This window comes from Burkholderia anthina (assembly GCF_902498995.1).
Classification (GTDB): Bacteria; Pseudomonadota; Gammaproteobacteria; order Burkholderiales; family Burkholderiaceae; genus Burkholderia; species Burkholderia anthina.
On the sequence record NZ_CABVLY010000015.1, the window covers coordinates 1 to 22337 of the forward strand.

The 22337-nt window shown below is 67.8% G+C and carries 18 protein-coding genes; 16 read left to right on the forward strand and 2 right to left on the reverse strand.

The window, feature by feature from the left end:
* The first annotated feature begins 49 nt into the window (after positions 1–49).
* The 6 genes from BME24068_RS19315 to BME24068_RS19340 all read left to right on the forward strand — a co-directional run bounded on the left by BME24068_RS19315 (position 50) and on the right by BME24068_RS19340 (position 8131).
* Positions 50–1594 (forward strand): DHA2 family efflux MFS transporter permease subunit, encoded by a 1545-nt coding sequence (locus BME24068_RS19315; RefSeq protein WP_174927148.1) that lies wholly within the window; start codon positions 50–52, stop codon positions 1592–1594.
* 10 nt (positions 1595–1604) lie between these two features.
* Positions 1605–2543: a glycosyltransferase family 2 protein gene (locus BME24068_RS19320; protein ID WP_174927055.1), complete on the forward strand. Its 939-nt coding sequence runs from the start codon at positions 1605–1607 to the stop codon at positions 2541–2543.
* 8 nt (positions 2544–2551) lie between these two features.
* Positions 2552–4369, forward strand: a complete 1818-nt coding sequence (locus tag BME24068_RS19325; RefSeq protein WP_174927056.1) for an efflux transporter outer membrane subunit — start codon at positions 2552–2554, stop codon at positions 4367–4369.
* A complete protein-coding gene (locus BME24068_RS19330) occupies positions 4369–5559 on the forward strand; it encodes an HlyD/EmrA/EmrK family protein (RefSeq protein WP_174927057.1) in 1191 nt (396 codons plus the stop codon). Before BME24068_RS19325 ends, BME24068_RS19330 begins: the two co-directional genes overlap by 1 nt.
* Before the next feature lie 267 nt (positions 5560–5826).
* Positions 5827–7023 carry a formaldehyde dehydrogenase, glutathione-independent gene (gene fdhA / locus BME24068_RS19335; RefSeq protein WP_057927550.1) on the forward strand — a complete coding sequence of 399 codons (1197 nt, stop codon included), beginning with the start codon at positions 5827–5829 and terminating at the stop codon, positions 7021–7023.
* A gap of 193 nt (positions 7024–7216) precedes the next feature.
* A complete protein-coding gene (locus BME24068_RS19340) occupies positions 7217–8131 on the forward strand; it encodes a LysR substrate-binding domain-containing protein (RefSeq protein WP_174927058.1) in 915 nt (304 codons plus the stop codon).
* A 1-nt stretch (position 8132) separates the two neighbouring features.
* On the opposite strand, the gene BME24068_RS19345 is transcribed toward BME24068_RS19340, so the two are convergent.
* Complete coding sequence (locus BME24068_RS19345; protein ID WP_174927059.1) at positions 8133–9020, reverse strand: DMT family transporter; 888 nt, start codon at positions 9018–9020, stop codon at positions 8133–8135.
* A 139-nt stretch (positions 9021–9159) separates the two neighbouring features.
* On the opposite strand from BME24068_RS19345, the gene BME24068_RS19350 reads away from it, so the two are divergent.
* On the forward strand, positions 9160–9297 hold the full coding sequence (locus tag BME24068_RS19350; RefSeq protein ID WP_174927060.1) for a hypothetical protein: 138 nt from the start codon (positions 9160–9162) through the stop codon (positions 9295–9297).
* 58 nt (positions 9298–9355) lie between these two features.
* Here BME24068_RS19350 and BME24068_RS19355 read toward each other — a convergent pair whose 3' ends face one another.
* Positions 9356–10471 (reverse strand): GlxA family transcriptional regulator, encoded by a 1116-nt coding sequence (locus BME24068_RS19355; protein WP_174927061.1) that lies wholly within the window; start codon positions 10469–10471, stop codon positions 9356–9358.
* Between the two features lie 356 nt (positions 10472–10827).
* Here BME24068_RS19355 and BME24068_RS19360 point away from each other — a divergent pair, with 356 nt between their 5' ends.
* The 9 genes from BME24068_RS19360 to BME24068_RS19400 all read left to right on the forward strand — a co-directional run bounded on the left by BME24068_RS19360 (position 10828) and on the right by BME24068_RS19400 (position 22280).
* Entirely contained in the window at positions 10828–12102 is a 1275-nt protein-coding gene (locus BME24068_RS19360) for a serine hydroxymethyltransferase (protein WP_174927062.1), read from the forward strand.
* 43 nt (positions 12103–12145) lie between these two features.
* The gene (locus BME24068_RS19365) at positions 12146–13117 is read left to right on the forward strand and encodes a dipeptidase (RefSeq protein WP_096501842.1); all 972 of its coding nucleotides are present in this window, start codon (positions 12146–12148) and stop codon (positions 13115–13117) included.
* A 137-nt stretch (positions 13118–13254) separates the two neighbouring features.
* Positions 13255–13788, forward strand: coding sequence for a DUF5943 domain-containing protein (locus tag BME24068_RS19370; protein WP_096501840.1), 534 nt, complete (start codon positions 13255–13257; stop codon positions 13786–13788).
* Between the two features lie 74 nt (positions 13789–13862).
* On the forward strand, positions 13863–15926 hold the full coding sequence (locus BME24068_RS19375) for an NADH:flavin oxidoreductase (RefSeq protein ID WP_096501838.1): 2064 nt from the start codon (positions 13863–13865) through the stop codon (positions 15924–15926).
* A 2-nt stretch (positions 15927–15928) separates the two neighbouring features.
* Entirely contained in the window at positions 15929–17854 is a 1926-nt protein-coding gene (locus BME24068_RS19380; RefSeq protein ID WP_174927063.1) for a (Fe-S)-binding protein, read from the forward strand.
* A 4-nt stretch (positions 17855–17858) separates the two neighbouring features.
* On the forward strand, positions 17859–19025 hold the full coding sequence (locus BME24068_RS19385) for an electron transfer flavoprotein subunit alpha/FixB family protein (RefSeq protein WP_174927064.1): 1167 nt from the start codon (positions 17859–17861) through the stop codon (positions 19023–19025).
* A complete protein-coding gene (locus tag BME24068_RS19390; protein WP_174927065.1) occupies positions 19022–19807 on the forward strand; it encodes an electron transfer flavoprotein subunit beta/FixA family protein in 786 nt (261 codons plus the stop codon). Before BME24068_RS19385 ends, BME24068_RS19390 begins: the two co-directional genes overlap by 4 nt.
* A gap of 53 nt (positions 19808–19860) precedes the next feature.
* Entirely contained in the window at positions 19861–21102 is a 1242-nt protein-coding gene (locus BME24068_RS19395) for an aromatic ring-hydroxylating oxygenase subunit alpha (RefSeq protein WP_096501830.1), read from the forward strand.
* 29 nt (positions 21103–21131) lie between these two features.
* Positions 21132–22280 carry an FAD-binding oxidoreductase gene (locus BME24068_RS19400; protein WP_174927066.1) on the forward strand — a complete coding sequence of 383 codons (1149 nt, stop codon included), beginning with the start codon at positions 21132–21134 and terminating at the stop codon, positions 22278–22280.
* The last annotated feature ends 57 nt before the right edge of the window (positions 22281–22337 follow it).

Sequence of the window (22337 nt, forward strand, 5' to 3'; positions counted from 1 at the left end):
GGCGTCGCCGCTTCGGGACCCGCCCGCCGCCTTCGATGCGTCCGCGCCCGTGTCCGCGCCGGCCGCACCGGCCGCGCCGCCGGTGCGCGGCGCGCGGCTCGCGCTGCTGACGTTCGCGCTGTCGCTCGCGACCTTCATCGAAGTGCTCGACTCGACCGTGACGAACGTCGCGGTGCCGGCGATCTCCGGCAGCCTCGGCGTCTCGAACAGCCAGGGCACATGGGTGATCAGCTCGTATTCGGTCGCGGCCGCGATCGCGGTGCCGCTCACCGGCTGGCTGGCGCGCCGCGTCGGCGAGCTGCGGCTGTTCGTCGGCGCGGTGCTGCTGTTCACGCTGACGTCGCTGCTGTGCGGGTTGGCGCGCGACCTGCACGTGCTAGTGGTCTGCCGCGCGCTGCAGGGGTTGTGCTCGGGGCCGATGGTGCCGCTGTCGCAGACGATCCTGCTGCGCACGTTCCCGCCGGACAAGCGCACCGTCGCGCTCGCGCTATGGGCGATGACTGTTCTGCTCGCGCCGATCTTCGGGCCGGTGGTCGGCGGCTGGATCGTCGACAGCTTCTCGTGGCCGTGGATCTTCCTGATCAATTTGCCGATCGGGCTGTTCTCGTTCGCGGTCTGCACGACGATGCTGCGCCCCGACGCGCAGCGCGGCGCGGCCGGCCCGATCGACGTGCCGGGCATCGTGCTGCTGGTGATCGGCGTCGGTTCGCTGCAGGCGATGCTCGACCTCGGCCACGACAAGGGCTGGTTCGGCTCGCCGCTGATCGTCACGCTCGCGGTGGTCGCGGGGCTCGCGATCGTGTCGCTGCTGATCTGGGAGGCGGGCGAGGCGCATCCCGTGGTCGACCTGAGCCTGTTTCGCGACCGAACGTTCTCGTTCTGCGTGTTGATCATCTCGCTCGGGATGATGAGCTTCTCGGTGGTCGGCGTCGTGTTTCCGCTGTGGATGCAGGCGGTGATGGGCTACAACGCGTTCCATGCGGGCCTGGCCACCGCGTCACTCGGCGTGCTCGCGCTCGTGTTCTCGATTCTGGTCGGGCTGCACGCGCACCGCTTCGACGCACGCGTGCTCGCGACGTTCGGCTTCCTGGTGTTCGCGGCCGTGCTCGCGTGGGACGCGCATTTCACGCTGAAGATGACGTTCGCGCAGATCGCCGCGCCGGGGCTGATCCAGGGGATCGGGCTGCCGTGCTTCTTCATTCCGCTGACCGCCGCGACGCTGTCGCGCATTCCCGACGACCGGCTCGCGGCCGCGTCGAGCCTGTCGAACTTCCTGCGCACGCTGTCGGCCGCGTTCGGCACCGCGATGAGCGTGACGTTGTGGGACAACCGCGCGACTTACCACTACGACGTCGTGTCGCAATCGGTCACGCACGCATCGGCGAACACGCAGCGCTTCGTGCACACGCTGAACGGGATGGGCGTGGACGGCGTGCGCGAGCTGACGACGCTGCATCAGGTGGTGATGCAGCAGGCCTACATGATGGCGACGGGCGACATGTTCTGGATGGCGAGCATGACCTGCCTCGTGCTCGCCGCGATGATGTGGCTGACGCGGCCCAGGCGCGGCGCGGCCGCTTCGTTCGGACATTGAGGAAACCCGCATGACGACACTCGGCGCACTCGTGATCCTGTATCACCCGACCGACGCGCAACTCGCGGCGCTCGGCGCATGGCGGCATGCGTGCGACGCGCTGCTCGTCGTCGACAACACGCCGCAGCCCGATGCCCGCGCAAGCGCGCTGTGCGCGCGCGACGGCATCGCGCTGCTGCATCACGGCAACCGCGGCGGGATCGCCGGCGCGTACAACGCGGGGCTTGCCGCGCTGTTTCGCGGGAACGTCGATGCGGTCGCGCTGTTCGATCAGGATTCGTCGGTGCCGGCCGGCTACTTCTCGACGATGCGCGACGTCTGCGCGGGGCGCGCGGGCCGTGCGTTCCTGGCCGGCCCGCGCATCTTCGACGAGAACGCGCGCAGCTTCCTGCCCGAGCTCGCGACCGACGGGATCGCGTTGCGCCGGCTGCGGGTCGAAGCCGACGGGCCGCTGCAGCGCTGCGCGTTCCTGATCTCGTCCGGCTGCGTCGTGTCGCGTGCCGGGTTCGACGCGCTCGGCCGCTTCGACGAGACGCTGTTCATCGATCACGTCGACACCGAGTACAGCTTCCGCGCGCTCGCGCGCAACGTGCCGCTCTATGTCGTGCCGTCGCTGGTGCTGTCGCACCGGATCGGCGCGAAGCAGCGCCACGCGTTCGGCCCTTTCGAAATGACGTCGATGAATCACTCGTGGCAACGGCGCTACTACAGCGCACGCAATGCGGTGCAGCTCGGGATGCAGTACGGGCTGCGCTTTCCGGTGGCGATCGTGCCGAACCTGCTGACCGTGTGGCAGGTCGTGCAGATCGCGCTCGTCGAGCGCGACAAGCGCGACAAGCTCGCCGGCATCCTGTTGGGCATCGCGGACGGCCTGTTCGGCCGGCTCGGCCCGCTCGAGCGGACGCGGCCGCGTCTGGCCGCGCGCGCGCAGCGCATCCAGCAGGGGTGAGGCGCGCGATGGAACGCATCACGAAAGCGGCCGCGCCCGCACGCGGCGGGCAGGGCGGCTGGACGATGCTGGCGGCGGCCGCGCTGCTCGCACTCGGCGGCTGCGTGCCGTCGGGATTCCTGCCGTCGCTGTCGCTGCGCGCGCCGGCCGCCGATGCGCTGGCACACACGGCGGGCCCCGGCGCGAACGGCGCATGGCCCGCGCCCGACTGGGTGACGCAACTGCAGGATCCGCAGCTCGACGATCTGGTGGCGGAAGCGTCGCAGAACAATCCCGATCTGCAGGTTGCGCAGGCACGGCTGCGCGTGGCGCAGGCACAGCTGCGGCAGTTCGATTCGCTGACCGGGCTGACGGGCACCGCGGGCGCGACGGTCAGCCGCGCGCGGATGCCCAAGCCGGGCGACATCGCCGACGTGACGGCGGGCGGCTATCGCGTGCCGGTGGAGATCTTCGGCGATCCGGTCGTGTCGCCGGCGTCGGTGTTCGTCGGGTTGAACTACCAGCTCGACCTGTGGGGCAGGAACCGCGCGGCGACGAAGAGCCTGATGTCGCTGCGCGACGCGGCGGGCGTCGAGGCCGAGCAGGTGCGGCTCACGCTCGCGGTCGCGATCGTCACCGTGTATTGCCAGCTCGACCAGGCGTACGCGGTGCGCGACCTGCTGCAGCAGAAGCTGAAGATCAGCCAGCGCGTGACGGCCGTGCTGCGCGAGCGCACCGCGCGCGGTCTCGACAACGCGTACGACGCGAGCGACGCATCGATCAAGCGCAGCCGCCTGCTCGAACAGATCGCGATGAACGACGAGCAGATCAAGCTCGCGCAACTGCAGCTCGGCGTGCTGTCGGGCCGCGGCCCCGAGCGCGGGCTCGCGCTGCAGCGGCCGCGCGTCGGCGCGTTTCCGGGCGGCGCGCTGCCCGCGCGGCTGCCGGCCGATCTGCTCGGCCGCCGGCCGGACATCGTCGCCGCGCGGCTGCGTGTGGAGGCCGCGTTCGCGAATGCCGATTCGACGCGCGCGCAGTTCTATCCGGACGTGAACCTCGTCGCGCTCGGCGGCGTGTTCGCGCTGACGCCCGCGTCGATGTTCTCGCGCGACGCGCTCGCGGGTTCCGTCGGCCCCGCGATCTCGCTGCCGGTGTTCGATCGCGGCCGGCTGAAGGCGAAGCTCGGCGCGGACGTCGCGCAGGCCGACGTCGCGATCGGGCTGTACAACAAGACCGTCGACGACGCGCTCGGGCAAGTCGCGCAGATCGTCACGTCGCTGCAGACGTCGCGTACGCTCGTCGCGCAGCAGCAGGATGCGGTCGCGGCCGCGCTGAAGATCGTGCAGATCGCGGCCGACCGGCATCGGCGCGGCGTGTTGATGCAGAAGGACGTCGATGTCGCCGATCTGACGCTGATCGACGAGCGCGCGCAGCTGATCGCGTTGCAGGGGCGGCAGCGGACGTTGCACGTCGGCCTCGTCGGCGCGCTCGGCGGCGGGTTCGATGCGCGCGCAACGATGGCGGATGCAGCGGCGGTGGCGCTTGCGCCTGCGGCGCGTGCCGCGCACGGTGCGCGGATCAAGCGCGCCGTGGCGGCGAATGCCGCTGCGCGCAACGCGCCGGGTACGGCGGCGGAACCGGTGCGCACGGCGGCTATCGGTAACAGCACCGCACTGCCTGTTGCACGGCTCGACCCGCCGCCAGTCGTTCGAACGCCGCGCGCTGCGGTTGCCGAGACCGCGCGTGCGAATTCCGCGGCGCGCGGTACGTTCCCCGCCGTTTCCACCGACGCACCCGCGATCCCCCTGTTCCAGCATGACCGCCTGATCGTTACGCAAAGCGACTGATGCACCACGACAACCTTCATACCGCCGTACCGCCGGCGGCCAAGAACGATCCGGCACTCGACGCGCGCCGCGCGACACGCCGCAAGCGTTTCACGTTGTTCTTCGCGGTGGTGCTGCTGGCCGCGCTCGTCTGGATCGCGTTCTGGCTGTTGCGCGACCGCTATGACGAGGACACCGACGACGCGTACGTCGCCGGCAGCATCGTGCAGGTCGCCGCGCAGACGCCCGGCGCCGTGACCGACGTGCTGGTCGCCGATACGCAGGCCGTGCGCGCCGGGCAGACGCTCGTGCGGCTCGACGACACGGAAGCCGCCGTCGCGTTCGCGCAGGCGAAGGCGCAGCTCGTGCAGGCCGTGCGGCAGGTCGCGAACGCGAAGATCTCGAACACGATGTACGTGGAGGCCGTGAACGCGCGCCAGGCCGATCTGTCGCTCGCGCAGCGCGCGCTGGCCGCGCGCTCGGGCGCATCGGTCGAGATCGTCGCGCCGGAGGAACTGGCGCGCGCCCGCGCGGCGGTCGCCGGTGCGCAGGCGAACCTCGCGGCCGCGCAGGCGCAGCTCGAAGCCGCGCGCGCGCTCGGCAGCAAGCTGCCCGTCGACGAGAGCCCGGCCGTCGTGCAGGCGGCCGCGCAGTTCAGGCTCGCGTACCGGAACCTGAAGCGCACGACGATCGTCGCGCCGGTCGACGGCACGATCGGCCAGCGTTCGGTGCAGGTCGGCCAGCAGGTCGGGCCCGGCGTGCCGCTGATGTCGATCGTGCAGTTGAACCGGCTGTGGGTCGAGGCGAACTTCAAGGAAGGGCAGATCCGGCACATGCGCGTCGGCCAGCCGGTCGACGTGGTGTCCGACCTGTACGGGTCGCGCATCGTCTATCGCGGCCGCGTACAGGGCTTCTCGGCCGGCACCGGCAGCGCGTTCTCGATGCTGCCGTCGCAGAACGCGGCCGGCAACTGGATCAAGGTCGTGCAGCGCGTGCCGGTCGTGATCGCGCTCGATCCCCGCGATCTGGCCGCGCATCCGCTGCGCGTCGGGCTGTCGATGCGCGCGACGGTCGACACGCGCAACCGCGACGGGCACGCGCTCGACAGCGAGCCGCCGACGCCGGCCGTCAGCACGCGGGTGCACGACGGCGTCGCGAGCGACGCGGACGCGGCGGCGGCCGTCATCATCCGCGAAAATCAGGGCGGGTAACGCGGGCCGAACCTGCGGGCCGAACCCGCGCGGCGGGCCGATCGCGTCGATCGGCCGGGCGGCGGGCGGGGCGTGCCGCGTTGCGGGCCTTCGTCCGTTTCCCGACCCGACTTTCGTCTTTCCGCCATCGATGTCGGCGCCGATCAAACGCATGTCGCGTTTGAGACATCGACGCCCCTGCCTCCGGGACTACTCTCGAACAGCACGTTGCGTGCGCGCCGCATCGGCGCGCAGCGGCGCCATCCAACGAGACATGGAGACAATACGATGAGCAGCAATCGAGGTGTCGTCTATCTTGGGCCGGGCAAGGTCGAAGTCCAGAAAATCGACTATCCGAAGATGGTCGATCCGACCGGCCGCGCGATCGGTCACGGCGTGATCCTGAAGGTCGTCAGCACGAACATCTGCGGTTCCGACCAGCACATGGTGCGCGGCCGCACGACCGCACCGGTCGGTCTCGTGCTCGGTCACGAGATCACGGGCGAAGTGGTCGAGGTGGGCCCCGACGTCGAGACGCTGAGGATCGGCGATCTGGTGTCGGTGCCGTTCAACGTCGCGTGCGGCCGCTGCGCGATGTGCAAGGACACGCATACGGGCGTGTGCCTGAACGTGAACCCGTCGCGTGCCGGTGGCGCTTACGGCTACGTCGACATGGGCGGCTGGATCGGCGGCCAGGCCGAGTACGTGCTCGTGCCGTACGCCGACTTCAACCTGCTGAAATTCCCGGACCGCGACCAGGCGATGGCGAAGATTCGCGATCTGACCTGCCTGTCCGACATTCTGCCGACCGGTTATCACGGCGCGGTGAGCGCGGGCGTGAAGCCGGGCTCGACGGTCTACATCGCGGGCGCGGGCCCGGTCGGGATGGCGGCGGCCGCGTCGGCACGCCTGCTCGGCGCGGCGGTGACGATCGTCGGCGACATGAACGAGGAGCGCCTCGCGCATGCACGTGCGATGGGCTTCGAGACGGTCGACCTGTCGAAGGACGCGTCGCTCGGCGAGCAGATCGAGCAGATCCTCGGCGTGCCGGAGATCGACTGCGCGGTCGACTGCGTCGGCTTCGAGGCGCACGGCCACGGTTCGTCGGGCCACTCGGAGGAAGCGCCCGCGACGGTGCTGAACTCGCTGATGGAAATCACGCGTCCGGCCGGCGCGATCGGCATCCCGGGCCTGTACGTGACGGACGATCCGGGCGCGAAGGACAAGGCCGCGCAGCACGGCAGCCTCAGCATCCGCTTCGGCCTCGGCTGGGCGAAGTCGCACTCGTTCTTCACGGGTCAGACGCCGGTGCTGAAGTACAACCGCAACCTGATGCAGGCCATCCTGTTCGACCGTCTGCCGATTGCGAAGATCGTCAACGTCGAAGTGATCTCGCTCGATCAGGCGCCGGAAGGCTACAAGAAGTTCGACGGCGGCGCGCCGCGCAAATTCGTGATCGATCCGCACGGTTTGCTGGCAGCCTGACGTACGGGCAGGGGGCGTGAAGCGGGCGGTGCCGGAGACGGCGCCGCCCGTTTTTTGCTGTGGGGCGACGCGCATCGTCATCGCAGCAGCCGTGGACGACGGCGGCGAACACCGTTCGCTGCGGCCGGGCGTTTGCTGCGATAATCATCGCCCGATCCCGACCCTCTGTCGCCGTCCGGCGGCGACCATACGGATGGCCAAGTCACTCCCTCTCGCCGCGCTGCACACGTTCGTCGAAGTGGCGCGATGCGGCAGCATGAAGCAGGCGGCCGACCTGCTGTGCCTTTCGCCGGGCGCGGTCAGCCAGCACGTTCGCAATCTCGAGGACCGGCTCGCGGTACGGCTGTTCGAGCGCACCGGCCGCGAGCTCGAGCTGACCGGCACGGGCCGCGCGCTGTTCGACCAGTTGGCCGGCGGGTTCAACGAGATCGAAGCCGCGTGGGCGAACGTTCATGGCGCGAACCGGCGCGTCGTGCGGCTCGCCGTGACGACCACCGCGTCGTTCGCGAACACGTGGCTCGTGCAGCGCCTCGGCTCGTTCAACGCCGAATACCCCGAAATCGAAATCACCGTCGAGACCCGCGCGCAACTGGTCGACCTGCGGCGCGACTACGTCGACGTCGCGATCCGCCACGGGCTGGGCCGTTATCCGGGGCACGCGGCGTTTCGCATCTGGACGCCCGAGATGTGGCCCGTCTGCAGCCCGCACCTGCTCGATGCGGGCCGCCCGATCCACACGCCGGCCGATTGCCTGGCGTATCCGCTGCTGCAGGATGCCGATCGCGCCGACTGGTCGCTGTGGCTGCGCACGCAGGGGATCGAGGATGCGCGGACGCCGCGCGGCGCGAGCTTCAGCGAGGACGCGTTACTGATCAAGGCGGCCGTTGCCGGGCAGGGCATCGCGCTGGTCCGCGACATCTATGCACGCGACGAAGTCGCGGCGGGGCGGCTGGTGCGCGTGCTGGCGCAGCCCTGGCCGACCGAGCTGTCCTATTACGTCGTCTGCAGCGAAGCGCGTCGGCACGAGTGGAAGATCGCCGCGTTCCGCGACTGGCTCGTGCGCGAGATCGGCGAGCCCGACGACGAGTCGCGCGGCCTGTTGGCGTGATCTATTGACGTGACCCGCGCACGACGCCTGTCGTGAGCCCCTTGATCTTGCCGGTCGCGAGCGCCGTGCCGAGCAGGATGATCGCGCAGCCGACGATCGTCTGCACGGTAATCGTCTCGTGCAGGAAGATCGCGCCCCACACGACGCCGAAGATCGGGATCAGGAACGTGACCGACGCCGCGTATTGCGCGCCGGCGTTGCGGATCAACCCGAAATACAGCAGGTAGGCGACGGCCGTGCAGATCGCGCCGAGCAGCACCACGGCGATCCATGCGGATGCGGGAACCGGCGCGTGCGGCCAGATCGGCACCGCCAGCGGCACGAGCACGATCGCCGCGAACAGCTGGCTGCCGAACGCCGACACGAACGGCCTGACGTTCGCCAGTTTGCGCTTCGAGTAATGCGCGGCGAAGCCGTACGACAGCGTCGCGAGCATCGCGGCCGCGATCGCGCGCGGGGCGCCGGGCGTGCCGGCGCCGATCGCGGAGCCGGCCAGCACGACGACGCCGGCGAAGCCGACCGCGAGGCCGATCGCCTGCGGCTTCGTCAGCGGCGCGCGCAGCCACGCGTACGCGACGAGCGCGGTCCACAACGGGGTCGTGGCGTTCAGGATCGAATCGGTGCCGGCGGAGACGAACAGTGCCGCATAGGTCAGCAGGCAGAACGGCAGCGCCGAGTTGGCGATGCCGACGACGAACAGCGCCGCTGCGTGCGCGCGGAATTCGCGTCGTGCATCCGCGCTGCGCAGCACCGGCAGCAGCAGTACGGCGGCGATCGCCACACGCAGTGCGATCAGCGGGACGGCGCCGAACGACGGCGCGCCCATGCGCATGAACAGAAACGACGCGCCCCAGATGGCAGCCAGGGTCACGAGCTGTAGTGCATTCATCGACGAACTCCGTTCAATGGGTCGGGCAAACCCATTGAACGTCACGCGTGCGTCGCGATGCAAACCCGGTTTTGTGAGGGCCGGTTTAGAAAAATGAATCGGCTCGGATGGGCGCCGCGGCGCGCCGTCGACGACGCGTATGCGCACTCGCGCGGCGTGCGGTCACGTGACGCTGCCGAACCTGAACGCGCCGGGGCGTTACGTGCGGGATGCCCGGCGCGAAGCGCGCGACGCAGCGGGGGATTCGTTCGACGAAATGCAGGTGTGGGGATCGTAAGCACAATTGAAAAGCGGCCTTCATGAAGGCCGCTTTCCGTTATCGCACCACCGACACTTCACGCATGAATCACATGCGCCGGAAACGCCGCCCCCGTGCCGGACGCACCCGATGCGAGCGGGGCGACCTGCTTGCGACGTTCGCGCGTCGGCGCAACGCCGAACGCATCGCGATAGCTCTTGCTGAAGTGGCACGCCGACTGGAACCCGCATGCCATCGTGATGTGCATGATCGACATGTCGGTCTGCAGCAGCAGTTCGCGCGCGCGGCGCAGCCGCAGCGTCAGGTAATAGTGCGTGGGCGTCATCCCGAGATGCTCGCGGAACAGCCGCTGCAACTGACGTTGCGACATGTTCGCCAGCCGCGCGAGTTCCTCGCGCGACAGCGGCTCCTCGATGTTGTTCTCCATCAGCGAGATCACTTCGAACAGCGACTTGTTCGCCGAGCCCAGACGCGCGACGAGCGGCATCCGTTGTTGCGCGCTCGTGTCGCGCACGTGTTCGACGATGAACTGCTCGGCGATCTGCGTGACGCGCGCGGTGCCCACGCGCGCGGCGATCAGGTTCAGCATCATGTCGAGCGGCGCGACGCCGCCCGTGCACGTGATGCGGTCGCGATCGACCACGAACAACTCCTTCAGGAAGCGCGTGTCCGGAAACTCTTCCTTCAGCGCCGACATGTTTTCCCAGTGGATCGCGCACGCGTAGCCCGCGAGCAGCCCCGACTTCGCAAGCGCGTAGGTGCCCGTGCACAGGCTGCCGAGCGGCAGGCCCTGGCGCGCGAAACGGCGCAGGGTCGACAGATGGGCGGGCGTCGTCGCGCGCTGCACGTCCACGCCGCCGCACACGAAGACGATATCAGGCTGCCCCGCGCATTCGGCTGGTCCCGTGTCGACCGTGAGACCGTTGCTCGCCGTCACCGGGCCGCCGTCCGGGCTGATCACGGACCAGCGGTAGAGCGGCTGTCCGCTCAGGTAGTTCGCCATCCGAAGCACTTCGATCGCATTGGTGAACGCGATCATCGTGAAGTTCGGTAAGGGCATGAACGCGAAGTGAGACAGCGACGCTGTGCGGTCGGGGGACATGGGGAGCGTTCCTTGAATCTCTAATAGCTTTTGGCCCGAGGCACGGATCGGGCTGCCGTATTGTGTGAGCGAGCGCAACAAGCGTGCCATACGGCTAAACCCTAGCTCCATACGTTGTATGGGCGTAAGCCCGATGCTGCGCTGCACCGTAACCGGGCTGCACTGCACCCGGGACGAGCGGGGCAGGCACCGACGAAGTGCCTGTCCATAGGTGAACCGCGAGGGTCGGTTCACCGGGTCATCCGGAAAAGCACGAGCGGTCACTTGTACAAAACGGACGTGCATGGCGGAAAAGGCAAAGAACGCGTCTAAATTCATCAATCCGCCGAAAATCCGAACGACAAGAATAGAGCCGTCGGCAGCCTTGCTCTGGAAGCGCTGGAAACCCAGGTACGGCGGGCCTCGAGCTTCGGTTTTCCGCCCTTTATTCTTGTCACGGACGCACTATGTCGAACACCCAGCCTTTCTTCTCGCAGCCCCTTGCCGAGCGTGACGCGCCGGTGCGCAGCGCCATCCTCAAGGAGCTCGAGCGCCAGCAGTCGCAAGTCGAGCTGATCGCGTCGGAAAACATCGTGTCGCGCGCGGTGCTGGAAGCGCAGGGTTCGGTGCTGACCAACAAGTATGCGGAAGGCTATCCGGGCAAGCGTTACTACGGCGGCTGCGAATTCGCGGACGAAGTCGAGGCGCTGGCGATCGAGCGCGTGAAGCAGATCTTCAACGCCGGCTACGCGAACGTGCAGCCGCACTCGGGCGCGCAGGCGAACGGCTCGGTGATGCTCGCGCTGGCCAAGCCGGGCGACACGGTGCTGGGCATGTCGCTGGACGCCGGCGGCCACCTGACGCACGGCGCGAAGCCGGCGCTGTCGGGCAAGTGGTTCAACGCGGTTCAGTACGGCGTGAACCGCGACACGATGCGCATCGACTACGACCAGGTTGAAGCGCTGGCGCACGAGCACAAGCCGAATCTGATCATTGCCGGTTTCTCGGCGTATCCGCGCGCACTGGACTTCGCTCGCTTTCGCGCGATCGCCGACAGCGTCGGCGCGAAGCTGATGGTCGACATGGCGCACATCGCGGGCGTGATCGCCGCCGGCCGCCATGCGAACCCGGTCGAGCACGCGCACGTCGTCACGTCCACCACGCACAAGACGCTGCGCGGCCCGCGCGGCGGCTTCGTGCTGACCAACGACGAAGAGATCGCGAAGAAGATCAACTCGGCCGTGTTCCCCGGCCTGCAGGGCGGCCCGCTGATGCACGTGATCGCCGGCAAGGCCGTCGCGTTCGGCGAAGTGCTGCATGCGGACTTCAAGACCTACATCGACAGCGTGCTCGCGAACGCGCAGGCGCTCGGCGAAGTGCTGAAGGCGGGCGGCGTGGATCTCGTCACCGGCGGCACCGACAACCACCTGCTGCTGGTCGACCTGCGCCCGAAGGGCCTGAAGGGCGCGCCGGTCGAGCAGGCGCTGGAGCGTGCGGGCATCACCTGCAACAAGAACGGCATTCCGTTCGACACCGAGAAGCCGACCGTCACGTCGGGCATCCGCCTCGGCACGCCGGCCGGTACGACGCGCGGCTTCGGCGTCGCGGAGTTCCGCGAGATCGGCCGCCTGATTCTCGACGTGTTCGACGCGCTGCGCGCGAACCCGGAAGGCGACCACGCGACCGAACAGCGCGTGCGCCGAGAGATTTTCGCGCTTTGCGAGCGCTTCCCGATTTACTGATCGACGACCCCCACAAATACAGCGACTGGAGCGAGAGGCAGATATGAGCACGCTGCATCAGGACAGCATCATCATCGACGGACTGAACATTTCGAAGTTCGAGAAGCCGGTGTTCGAAGACATGCGCAAGGGTGGCATCACGGCCGCGAACTGCACGGTGTCGGTGTGGGAGAACTTCACCAAGACCGTCGACAACATCGGCGTGATGAAGAAGAAGATCCGCGACAACGGCGAACTGCTGACGCTGGTGCGCACGACGGACGACATCTTCCGCGCGAAGAAGGAAGGCAAGACCGGCGTCATCCTCGGCTTCCAGAACGCGCATGCGTTCGAGGACAACCTCGGCTACATCGAGGCGTTCGCCGACATGGGCGTGCGCGTCGTGCAGCTTTGCTACAACACGCAGAACCTGGTCGGCACGGGCTGCTACGAGCGCGACGGCGGCCTGTCGGATTTCGGCCGCGAAGTGATCACCGAGATGAACCGCGTCGGCATCATGGTCGACCTGTCGCACGTGGGCGGCAACACGTCGTCGGAGGCGATCGCGTTCTCGAAGAAGCCGGTGTGCTACTCGCACTGTTTGCCGTCGGGCCTGAAGGAACATCCGCGCAACAAGAGCGACGCCCAGCTGAAGGAAATCGCCGACGCCGGCGGCTTCGTCGGCGTGACGATGTTCGCGCCGTTCCTGAAGCGCGGGATCGAAGCGAACATCGACGACTACATCGAGGCGATCGACTACGTCGTGAACCTGATCGGCGAAGACGCGGTCGGCATCGGCACGGACTTCACGCAGGATTTCGCGAAGGAATTCTTCGACATGCTGACGCATGACAAGGGCCGCTATCGCCAGCTGACGAACTTCGGCAAGGTGATCAACCCGGAAGGCATCCGCACGATCGGCGATTTTCCGAACCTGACCGCGGCGATGGAACGCCACGGCTGGAAGGCGTCGCGTATCCGCAAGATCATGGGCGATAACTGGGTGCGCGTGTTCAAGGACGTGTGGGGCGCCTAAGCGCCCGCCGAGCCGAACCGCCGCCCGCATTCAACACGAGAAAAATCGGGACGTGCCCGCGCTTGCCGCGCGGGCACGCGGACGATGTCGCGCCTGCGCCCGAGCCGCGCGGCCACTTTCCTCACGGAGCTACAACGATGCAACCGCAACTGCCGATCAACGTCGATCCCGATACCGGCGTCTGGACCACCGACGCGCTGCCGATGCTGTACGTGCCGCGTCACTTCTTCACGAACAACCACGTGGCCGTCGAGGAAGCGCTCGGCGTCGAAGCGTATGCCGAGATCCTCTACAAGGCCGGCTACAAGTCCGCGTATCACTGGTGCGACAAGGAAGCGAAGCAGCACGGCCTGACCGGCATGGCCGTGTTCGAGCACTACCTGAAGCGCCTGTCGCAACGCGGCTGGGGCCTGTTCTCGATCATCGAAGCCGATCCGGCCAGCGCGCATGCCCGGATCGAGCTGCGCCACTCGTCGTTCGTGCTCCAGCAGCCGGGCAAGGAAGGCAAGCTCTGCTACATGTTCGCGGGCTGGTTCGCCGGCGCGATGGACTGGGTCAACGACACGACGCCGGAAGGCAAGGGCGCGCCGCGCTCGCAATCGAAGGAAGTGCAGTGTGCGGCCGAGCACCACGATCACTGCGTCTTCGAAGTGTCGCCGATCGCGCACTGATGCGCTGACGCCACGACACAGCAACACAACAACACCCGCAACACGAGACATTCGAACGCCAGAGGTCGCCTGCGATGCGTTATCCCCACCTGTTCAAACCCATGCAGCTGAACCAGTTGACGCTGCGCAACCGGATCGTCAGCACCGCGCACGCGGAGGTGTATGCCGAGCCGGGCGGCCTGCCGGGCGACCGCTATATCCGCTACTACGAAGAGAAGGCGAAGGGTGGCGTCGGCCTGGCGATCTGCGGCGGCTCGAGCCCCGTGTCGATCGACAGCCCGCAGGGCTGGTGGAAATCGGTGAACCTGTCGAACGACAAGATCATCGATCCGCTCACGCGCCTGGCCGATGCGATGCACAAGCACGGCGCGAAGATCATGATCCAGGCCACGCACATGGGCCGCCGCTCGTCGTTCCACGGCGAGCACTGGCCGCACCTGATGTCGCCGTCGGGCGTGCGCGAGCCGGTGCACCGCGGCAACGCGAAGATCATCGAGATCGAGGAAATCCGCCGCATCATCGGCGACTTCGCGGCCGCCGCGAAGCGCGTGAAGGCGGCCGGCATGGACGGCATCGAAATCTCCGCCGCGCACCAGCACCTGATCGACCAGTTCTGGAGCAAGCGTTCGAACCACCGCACCGACGAATGGGGCGGCAGCCTCGAGAACCGTCTGCGCTTCGGCATCGAGGTGCTGACGGCCGTGCGCGAGGCAGTCGGCAAGGACTTCTGCGTCGGCCTGCGCATGTGCGGCGACGAATTCCACGAAGACGGCCTCGACCACGAAGCGCTGAAGGAAATCGCGCAGGCGATGTCGGAAACGGGCCTGATCGACTACCTGAGCGTGGTCGGCTCGGGCGGCGACACCCACAACACGATCGCCAACTGCATGCCGCCGATGGCGCTGCCGCCGGAGCCGTTCGTGCACCTCGCGGCCGGCATCAAGTCGGTGGTGAAGATTCCGGTGATGCACGCGCAGAGCATCCGCGATGCGGGCCAGGCCGAGCGTCTGCTCGCGAACGGCATGATCGACCTGGTCGGCATGACGCGCGCGCAGATCGCCGATCCGCACATGGTGATCAAGATCCGCGATGGCCGCGAAGACGAAATCAAGCAGTGCGTCGGCGCGAACTACTGCATCGACCGCCAGTACAACGGCCTCGACGTGCTGTGCATCCAGAACGCGGCCACGTCGCGCGAAGCGACGATGCCGCACATCATCGAGAAGTCGCGCGGTCCGAAGCGCAAGGTGGTGGTGGTCGGCGCGGGCCCCGCGGGGCTCGAGGCCGCACGCGTCGCGAAGCTGCGCGGCCACGACGTGGTGCTGTTCGAAAAGAACACCGAAGTGGGCGGCCAGGTGATGATCGCGGCGAAGGCGCCGCAGCGCGAACAGATGTCGGGGATCATCCGCTGGTTCGACATGGAAACCAAGCGCCTGGGCGTCGATCGCCGCCTCGGCGTCGCCGCCGACGAGAAGATGATCATGGCCGAGAAGCCGGACATCGTCGTGCTTGCCACCGGCGGGTCGAGCTTCACGTGGCAGGTGCCCGCCTGGGGCGTGGCCGAAGGGCTCGCCGTCAGCTCGTGGGACATCCTGACCGGCAAGGTCGAGCCGAAGCAGAACGTGCTGCTGTTCGACGGCGTGAGCACGCACGCGGGCGCCGGCGTGGCCGACTTCATGGCGAGCCGCGGCTCGAAGGTCGAGGTCGTGACGCCCGACGTGAAGGTGGCCGACGATTGCGGCGGCACGACGTTCCCGATCTTCTATCGCCGCCTGTACGCGCTCGGCGTGATCCCGACGCCGAACTATATGCTCGACCGCGTGTACGAAGAGGACGGCAAGAAGATCGCCGTGCTGCGCAACGAGTACACCGAAGAACTGGAAGAGCGCGCGGTCGACCAGGTGGTGATCGAGAACGGTTCGTCGCCGAACGACGAACTGTACTGGAAGCTCAAGCCCGAATCGGTGAACCGCGGCCAGATCGATCCGCACACGCTGTTCGCGGCGGAGCCGCAGCCGTGCCTGTCGGAAGAACTCGGCAACGGCCGCTTCCTGCTGTTCCGTGTCGGCGACTGCATCTCGATGCACAACGTCCACGGCGCGATCTACGACTCGCTGCGTCTCGTGAAGGATTTCTAAAGATGAATCCGGCTTTCCTCATTACCGCACTGCTGTGGCTGTCGGTGGCGGGGCTCGCGTTCGCGGTCGCGAAGCGCTCGTCCTACTGGCGTCTCGGGCGCGCCACCGCACCCGGCTCGTTCGGCGTCGCGAACCTGTTCGCGATTCCGAAACGCTACTTCGTCGACCTGCACCACGTGGTGGCCCGCGATCCGTACATCGCGAAGACCCACGTGGCGACCGCGGGCGGCGCGATCGCCGCGCTCGCGCTGGTGTTCGTCAACTACGGCCTCGCGATCTATTCGCCGTGGCTCGACAAGCTGATCTTCCTCGCGGCGCTCGCGATGCTCGTCGGCGCGGTGTTCGTGTGGCGCCGTCGTGCGGCGAAGGACGTGCCCGCACGCTTGTCGCGCGGCCCGTGGAATACGCTGCCGTGGATGCTCGGCTCGTTCGCGCTCGGCCTCGTGCTGTTCATGGTGGTGCCGACCGGCGCGATGTCCGGCGCGTTTGCGGTGCTCTGCGCGCTGCTGATCGGCGCCGGCGCCTTCACGATGACCGTCGGCGCCGCGAAGGGCGGCCCGATGAAGCACGCGATCGCCGGCCTGCTGCACCTCGCGTTCCACCCGCGCCAGGAGCGTTTCGCGGCCACCCGTGAATCGTTCACGGGCAACGGCACGGCCACGCCGCCGACGGCGCTCAAGCTGCCGGACATCGCGCACGAAGAGTACGGCGTCGCGAAGCCCGTCGAATTCCGCTGGAACCAGCTGCTGAGCTTCGACGCCTGCGTGCAGTGCGGCAAGTGCGAAGCCGCGTGCCCCGCGTTCGCGTCGGGCCAGCCGCTGAACCCGAAGAAACTGATCCAGGATCTTGTCGTCGGGATGGCGGGCGGCACCGATGCCGCGTACGCCGGCAGCCCGACGCCGGGCCTCGCGGTCGGCCAGCATCGCGGCGAGCCGAACGGCCCGATCGTGTCCGGCCTGATCGAAGAGCAGACGCTGTGGTCGTGCACGACCTGCCGTGCCTGCGTGCAGGAATGCCCGATGCTGATCGAGCACGTCGACGCGATCGTCGACATGCGCCGCAACCGCACGCTGGTGCACGGCACGGTGCCGGGCAAGGGCCAGGAAGTGCTGGCGAACCTGCGCGAGACCGGCACGATGGGCGGCTACGACACGGCCGCGCGCTACGACTGGTCGGTCGACCTGAACGCGCCCGTCGCGCAAGCCGGCAAGCCGGTCGACGTGCTGTTCGTCGCAGGCGAAGGCGCGTTCGACATGCGCTACCAGCGCACGCTGCGTGCGTTCGTCAAGGTGCTGAACAAGGCCGGCGTCGACTACGCGGTGCTCGGCGGGACCGAGACCGATACCGGCGACGTCGCGCGCCGCCTCGGCGACGAAGCGACGTTCCAGCAGATGGCGAAGCGCCTGATCGCGACGCTCGGCCCGCTGTCGTACAAGCAGATCGTGACGGCCGACCCGCACGTGATGCACAGCCTGCGCAACGAATACCGCGCGCTCGGGCTGCGCGTGACGGTCAAGCATCACACGACCTACCTCGCGGAGCTGGCCGATACCGGCAAGATCGCGCCGAAAGCCGTCGAAGCGCTGCGCGAAAAGCGCACCACGTATCACGACCCGTGCTACCTCGGCCGCTACAACGGCGAAACGGAATCGCCGCGCAAGCTGCTGAAGACGATCGGCATCCAGGTCGTCGAGATGGAGCGCAACGGCATGCGCGGCCGCTGCTGCGGCGGTGGCGGCGGTGCGCCGCTGACCGACATCCCGGGCAAGCAGCGTATTCCCGACATTCGTATCGCCGACGCGCGCGCGATCGGTGCGGACGTGGTCGCGGTCGGGTGCCCGAACTGCACGGCGATGCTCGAAGGCGTCGTGGGCTCGCGCCCCGACGTGCTCGACGTGGCCGAACTCGTTGCCGCTTCGCTGGAGTGAATCGATGAACACGATCAAACGAATCGATCCGCGCCGGCCGTTCATCATCACGGCCGAGGGCCTGAGGCGCATCACGCTCGGCGAGGAAGGCAGCGCCGATGCGAACGCGCAATGGTCCGCGCACGGTCACGGCGCGGCGGCTGCGAAGCCGCGCCGCGCGGTGCAGGACCCGAAGCACGTGATGCTGGTGGTGGCGCACACCGAACGCGGCGCGCTCGACGATCACACGCGGCAGGCGATCGCCGCCGCCGCAGTGCTCGCCGATGCGCAGACGGAAGTCGCGCTGCTGGCATTCGGCGAACTGAAGGACGACGCCGCGGAACTCGGCGTCGACAAGCTGATCGAGCTGGCCGACTTCGACCGTCGCGCGTTTGCGCCTGAAAGCGAATTGCAAGCGTTGCTGGCGTGCGCGGCGGCGCTCGCACCGAAGCACGTGTTCGTGCCCGACAACGCGACCGGCGACGGCGATCTCGGCCGGCGTTACGCGGCAGCCGCCGGCGCGAGCGTCGCGACCCACGTGGTCGAGATCGACGCGAAGCATGTCGGCGCGTATGCGCAGGCCGGGCGGGCGTTCGCGACGCGCGGATTGCCCGACGTGATCCTGCTCGCGCAGAACGCGGTCGAAGCGAAACTGCCGTTCGTCGGCGCGGGCGAGCGCCTGGCCGCCGACTTCATCCGCCCGGCCGGCGACGCGGCGCAGACGTACCGCGATCTCGGCCTCGAGGAAATCGATGCGGCGCAGGTCGCGCTGGAGGAAGCCGATTTCATCGTGTCGGCCGGCAACGGCGTGTCCGACATCGGCGCGTTCGAGCGGCTGGCCGGCGCGTTCGGCGCGGCGATTGGCGCGAGCCGCGTCGCGGTCGACAACGGTCATTTCACGCGGGACAAGCAGGTGGGGGCGACCGGCAAGACGGTCGAGGCGAGCGTGTACATCGCGTTCGGCATCTCCGGCGCGGTGCAGCATCTGCAGGGGATCAAGGACTGCCGCCACGTGATTGCCGTGAACCTCGACGGCAGCGCGCCGATCGCGAAGCGCGCGAACCTGACGGTGGTGGGCGACGCGCAGGCGACCATCGCCGCGCTGATCGAACAGGTGCAGGCCGCGCGCGCGTCGCGCGGACAATCGCCGGCCGCAGTCGGTAGCCGTGAAACGGAAGGAGTCGCAGCATGAACGCCCCCCGCCAGTTGCAACGCATCGCGGTGCTCGTGTCTGTGGGCCGGCACCCCGTCAGCGGCGCCGCGCGCTACAGCCGCAACGACGCGGCCGCGCTCGAAGCGGGCCGCCAGCTCGCGGAGAAGCATCGCGCGCAGCTCGACGTGATCCACGCGGGCGATCCCGCGAATGAAGCGCTTGCCGAATACCTCGCGCTCGGTGCGCGGCAGGTCGAAGTGCTGGCCTGCCGCGACAGCGACGATGCCGCGCAGGCGCTCGCCGCGCGCGTCGAAGGCTATGACCTCGTGCTGACCGGCACCCGCGCCGAGGGCGCGTACGACACCGGGATGCTGCCGTATCGCGTCGCCGCGACGCTCGGCTATCCGCTCGTCGGCTCGGCCGTGGACGTGACGGTCGAAGGCGGTCGCGCGACCGTGCGGCAATTCTTGCCGAAAGGGCTGCGGCGGCGCGTCGACGCGGCGCTGCCGGCCGTCGTCGCGGTTCATCCGCTCGCCAACGCGCAGCCGCGCTATGCGTATGCGCGGCTGCGGGCCGGCGCGATCCGTCCGGCGCTCACGACGACCGGTGCGGATGCCGACGCCGCCGCGTGGCGGGTCGGTCCGATCGAGCGTAAACCCGTAAAGCTCGTGGCTGCCGAAAAGCGCTCCGGGCATGCGCGGATGCTGTCCGCGACGACGACCGAAAGCCGCGGCGGCAACGTCGTAAATGAAGGGAGTTCAGTCGAAAAAGCACAAGTGATCCTCGCGTATTTGCGCGAGCATCAACTCATCGACTACTGAATTTTGATGCCTGTCGGCAACCACACTGGGATGCAAGGAATCCGGAGCAAACGATGAAAGTATCGGCAGACATTCGCGCACTGATCGAGCGACGCAAGGAAGGTTACAGCCTCGAGGCGCCGTTCTATACGAGCGAGGAAATTTTCGCCCTCGACATGGAGGCGATTTTCCGCCAGCACTGGATCCAGGTGGCGGTCGAACCGGACATTCCCGAGCCGGGCGACTACGTGACCGTGGAACTGGGCAGCGACTCGATCCTGATCGTGCGCGACGACGACATGGAAATCCGCGCGTTCCACAACGTGTGTCGCCACCGCGGCGCGCGTCTGTGCAACGAGGACAAAGGCTCGGTCGGCAACATCGTGTGCCCGTACCACAGCTGGACCTACAACCTGACGGGCCAGCTGATGTTCGCCGAGCACATGGGCGAGAAGTTCGACCGCTGCAAGCACAGCCTGAAGTCGGTGCACGTGCAGAATCTGGCGGGCCTGATCTTCGTGTGCCTCGCCGACGAGCCGCCCGTCGACTTCGCGCAGTTGCGCGCCGAGATGGAGCCGTACCTGCTGCCGCACGATCTGCCGAATACGAAGATCGCCGCACAGATCGACATCATCGAGGAAGGCAACTGGAAGCTCACGATGGAGAACAACCGCGAGTGCTATCACTGCGTCGCGAACCATCCGGAGCTGACGATCTCGCTGTACGAATACGGCTTCGGCTACCAGCGCTCCGACGCGAACGCCGAAGGCATGGACGCATTCGCGGAAACCTGCGTGCGTCGCGGCCAGGAGTGGGCCGAGATGGGCCTGCCGTCCGCCGAAATCGAAAAGCTGCTCGACGTGACGGGTTTCCGCACGCAGCGCCTGCCGCTCGACCGCCACGGCGAATCGCAGACGCTCGACGCGAAGGTCGCGTCGAAGAAGCTGCTCGGCCGGTTCGACCAGGCCGACCTCGGCGGCCTGTCGTTCTGGACGCAGCCGAACTCGTGGCACCACTTCATGAGCGATCACATCGTGACGTTCTCGGTGATTCCGCTGTCGGCCGGCAAGACGCTCGTGCGCACCAAGTGGCTCGTGCACAAGGACGCCAAGGAAGGCATCGACTACGACGTGAAGAACCTCACGGCCGTGTGGAATGCGACCAACGACCAGGATCGCGCGCTCGTCGAATTCTCGCAGCGCGGCGCGACCAGCAGCGCGTACGAGCCGGGCCCGTACTCGCCGTTCACGGAAGGTCTCGTCGAAAAATTTTCGGCCTGGTATATCGGCCGGCTCGCCGAAAAAACCGGCGCGTAGTCGTCAGCAGATAGCAAGCGGAGTTACACATGATGCGAGATGCGGCCAATTTCGAGCCGGCGGACAGCCGGGTCACGCACCCGGCTTTCTGGAGTGCCCTTCCCGAGCGCTGGACGAGCGACGTCGAGGAAACGCTGGTGTGCTGCCACGTACGGCAGGAAACCCACGACGTGAAGAGTTTCTTCTTCCGTTCGCCGCAAGGCCGTGCGTTCTCGTTCGAGCCCGGGCAGTTCATCACGCTCGAGCTCGACATCGAAGGCGAGACGATCAACCGGTGCTACACGATCTCGTCGTCGCCGGCGCGGCCGCACACGATCTCGATCACGGTCAAGCGCGTGCCGGGCGGCAAGGTGTCGAACTGGCTGCACGACAACCTGCAGCCGGGCGCATCGGTGCGCGTGCTCGGCCCGGCCGGCGAATTCACGTGCGCACGGCATCCGGCGCGCAAATACCTGTTCCTGTCGGCAGGCTCGGGCGTCACGCCGCTGATGTCGATGAGCCGCGCGCACCATGATCTCGCGGAGGATCGCGACATCCTGTTCGTGCACAGCGCGCGCACGCCGGACGACATCATCTTCGCGCGCGAACTCGACCTGATCGCCTCGAACCAGACGAACTTCCGCACGTCGTTCGTCGTCGAGCGCGTCGGTGCGCGCACCAACTGGCCGGGCGTCACGGGCTTCCTGACGCTGCCGCTGCTCAAGCTGATCGCACCGGACTTCATGGAGCGCGAGATCTTCACCTGCGGCCCCGCGCCGTACATGAAGGCCGTGCGCGACCTGCTCGACGAGGCCGGCTTCGATCGCAAGCAGTATCACGAGGAAAGCTTCTCGTTCGAAACGCTCGCGCAGACCGCGAGCGACGAAGTGCTCGCCGAACTCGTGCCGGCCGCCGACGGCGCCGACGCCGCGACCAAGCAGTTCACGGTCAGCTTCGCGAAGAGCCATCGCGAGATCTCGTGCGGCGCCGGGCAGCACGTGCTCGACGCGGCGCGCCAGTCGGGCGTGCGGCTTCCCGCTTCGTGCACGCAGGGCATGTGCGGCACCTGCAAGGTGAAGCTCGTGTCCGGGCAAGTCGAGATGAAGCACAACGGCGGCATCCGTCAGCGCGAGATCGACCAGGGGATGGTGCTGCTGTGCTGCAGCAAGCCGCTGTCGGATCTCGTGGTCGACAAGTAAAAAACAGACGCGCCATCGGTCGGCCCGGAGGCGTCGCCTCCGGACAAGCATCCGTCG

What these genes read in the sequence shown, in the direction of transcription:
- BME24068_RS19320 (WP_174927055.1), top strand. Translation starts at nt 1,605, where the DNA reads ATGACGACACTCGGCGCACTCGTGATCCTGTATCACCCGACCGACGCG.
- BME24068_RS19325 (WP_174927056.1), top strand. Translation starts at nt 2,552, where the DNA reads ATGGAACGCATCACGAAAGCGGCCGCGCCCGCACGCGGCGGGCAGGGC.
- BME24068_RS19330 (WP_174927057.1), top strand. Translation starts at nt 4,369, where the DNA reads ATGCACCACGACAACCTTCATACCGCCGTACCGCCGGCGGCCAAGAAC.
- fdhA (WP_057927550.1), top strand. Translation starts at nt 5,827, where the DNA reads ATGAGCAGCAATCGAGGTGTCGTCTATCTTGGGCCGGGCAAGGTCGAA.
- BME24068_RS19340 (WP_174927058.1), top strand. Translation starts at nt 7,217, where the DNA reads ATGGCCAAGTCACTCCCTCTCGCCGCGCTGCACACGTTCGTCGAAGTG.
- BME24068_RS19345 (WP_174927059.1), bottom strand. Translation starts at nt 9,020, where the DNA reads ATGAATGCACTACAGCTCGTGACCCTGGCTGCCATCTGGGGCGCGTCG.
- BME24068_RS19350 (WP_174927060.1), top strand. Translation starts at nt 9,160, where the DNA reads ATGCGCACTCGCGCGGCGTGCGGTCACGTGACGCTGCCGAACCTGAAC.
- BME24068_RS19355 (WP_174927061.1), bottom strand. Translation starts at nt 10,471, where the DNA reads ATGGCACGCTTGTTGCGCTCGCTCACACAATACGGCAGCCCGATCCGT.
- BME24068_RS19360 (WP_174927062.1), top strand. Translation starts at nt 10,828, where the DNA reads ATGTCGAACACCCAGCCTTTCTTCTCGCAGCCCCTTGCCGAGCGTGAC.
- BME24068_RS19365 (WP_096501842.1), top strand. Translation starts at nt 12,146, where the DNA reads ATGAGCACGCTGCATCAGGACAGCATCATCATCGACGGACTGAACATT.
- BME24068_RS19370 (WP_096501840.1), top strand. Translation starts at nt 13,255, where the DNA reads ATGCAACCGCAACTGCCGATCAACGTCGATCCCGATACCGGCGTCTGG.
- BME24068_RS19375 (WP_096501838.1), top strand. Translation starts at nt 13,863, where the DNA reads ATGCGTTATCCCCACCTGTTCAAACCCATGCAGCTGAACCAGTTGACG.
- BME24068_RS19380 (WP_174927063.1), top strand. Translation starts at nt 15,929, where the DNA reads ATGAATCCGGCTTTCCTCATTACCGCACTGCTGTGGCTGTCGGTGGCG.
- BME24068_RS19385 (WP_174927064.1), top strand. Translation starts at nt 17,859, where the DNA reads ATGAACACGATCAAACGAATCGATCCGCGCCGGCCGTTCATCATCACG.
- BME24068_RS19390 (WP_174927065.1), top strand. Translation starts at nt 19,022, where the DNA reads ATGAACGCCCCCCGCCAGTTGCAACGCATCGCGGTGCTCGTGTCTGTG.
- BME24068_RS19395 (WP_096501830.1), top strand. Translation starts at nt 19,861, where the DNA reads ATGAAAGTATCGGCAGACATTCGCGCACTGATCGAGCGACGCAAGGAA.
- BME24068_RS19400 (WP_174927066.1), top strand. Translation starts at nt 21,132, where the DNA reads ATGATGCGAGATGCGGCCAATTTCGAGCCGGCGGACAGCCGGGTCACG.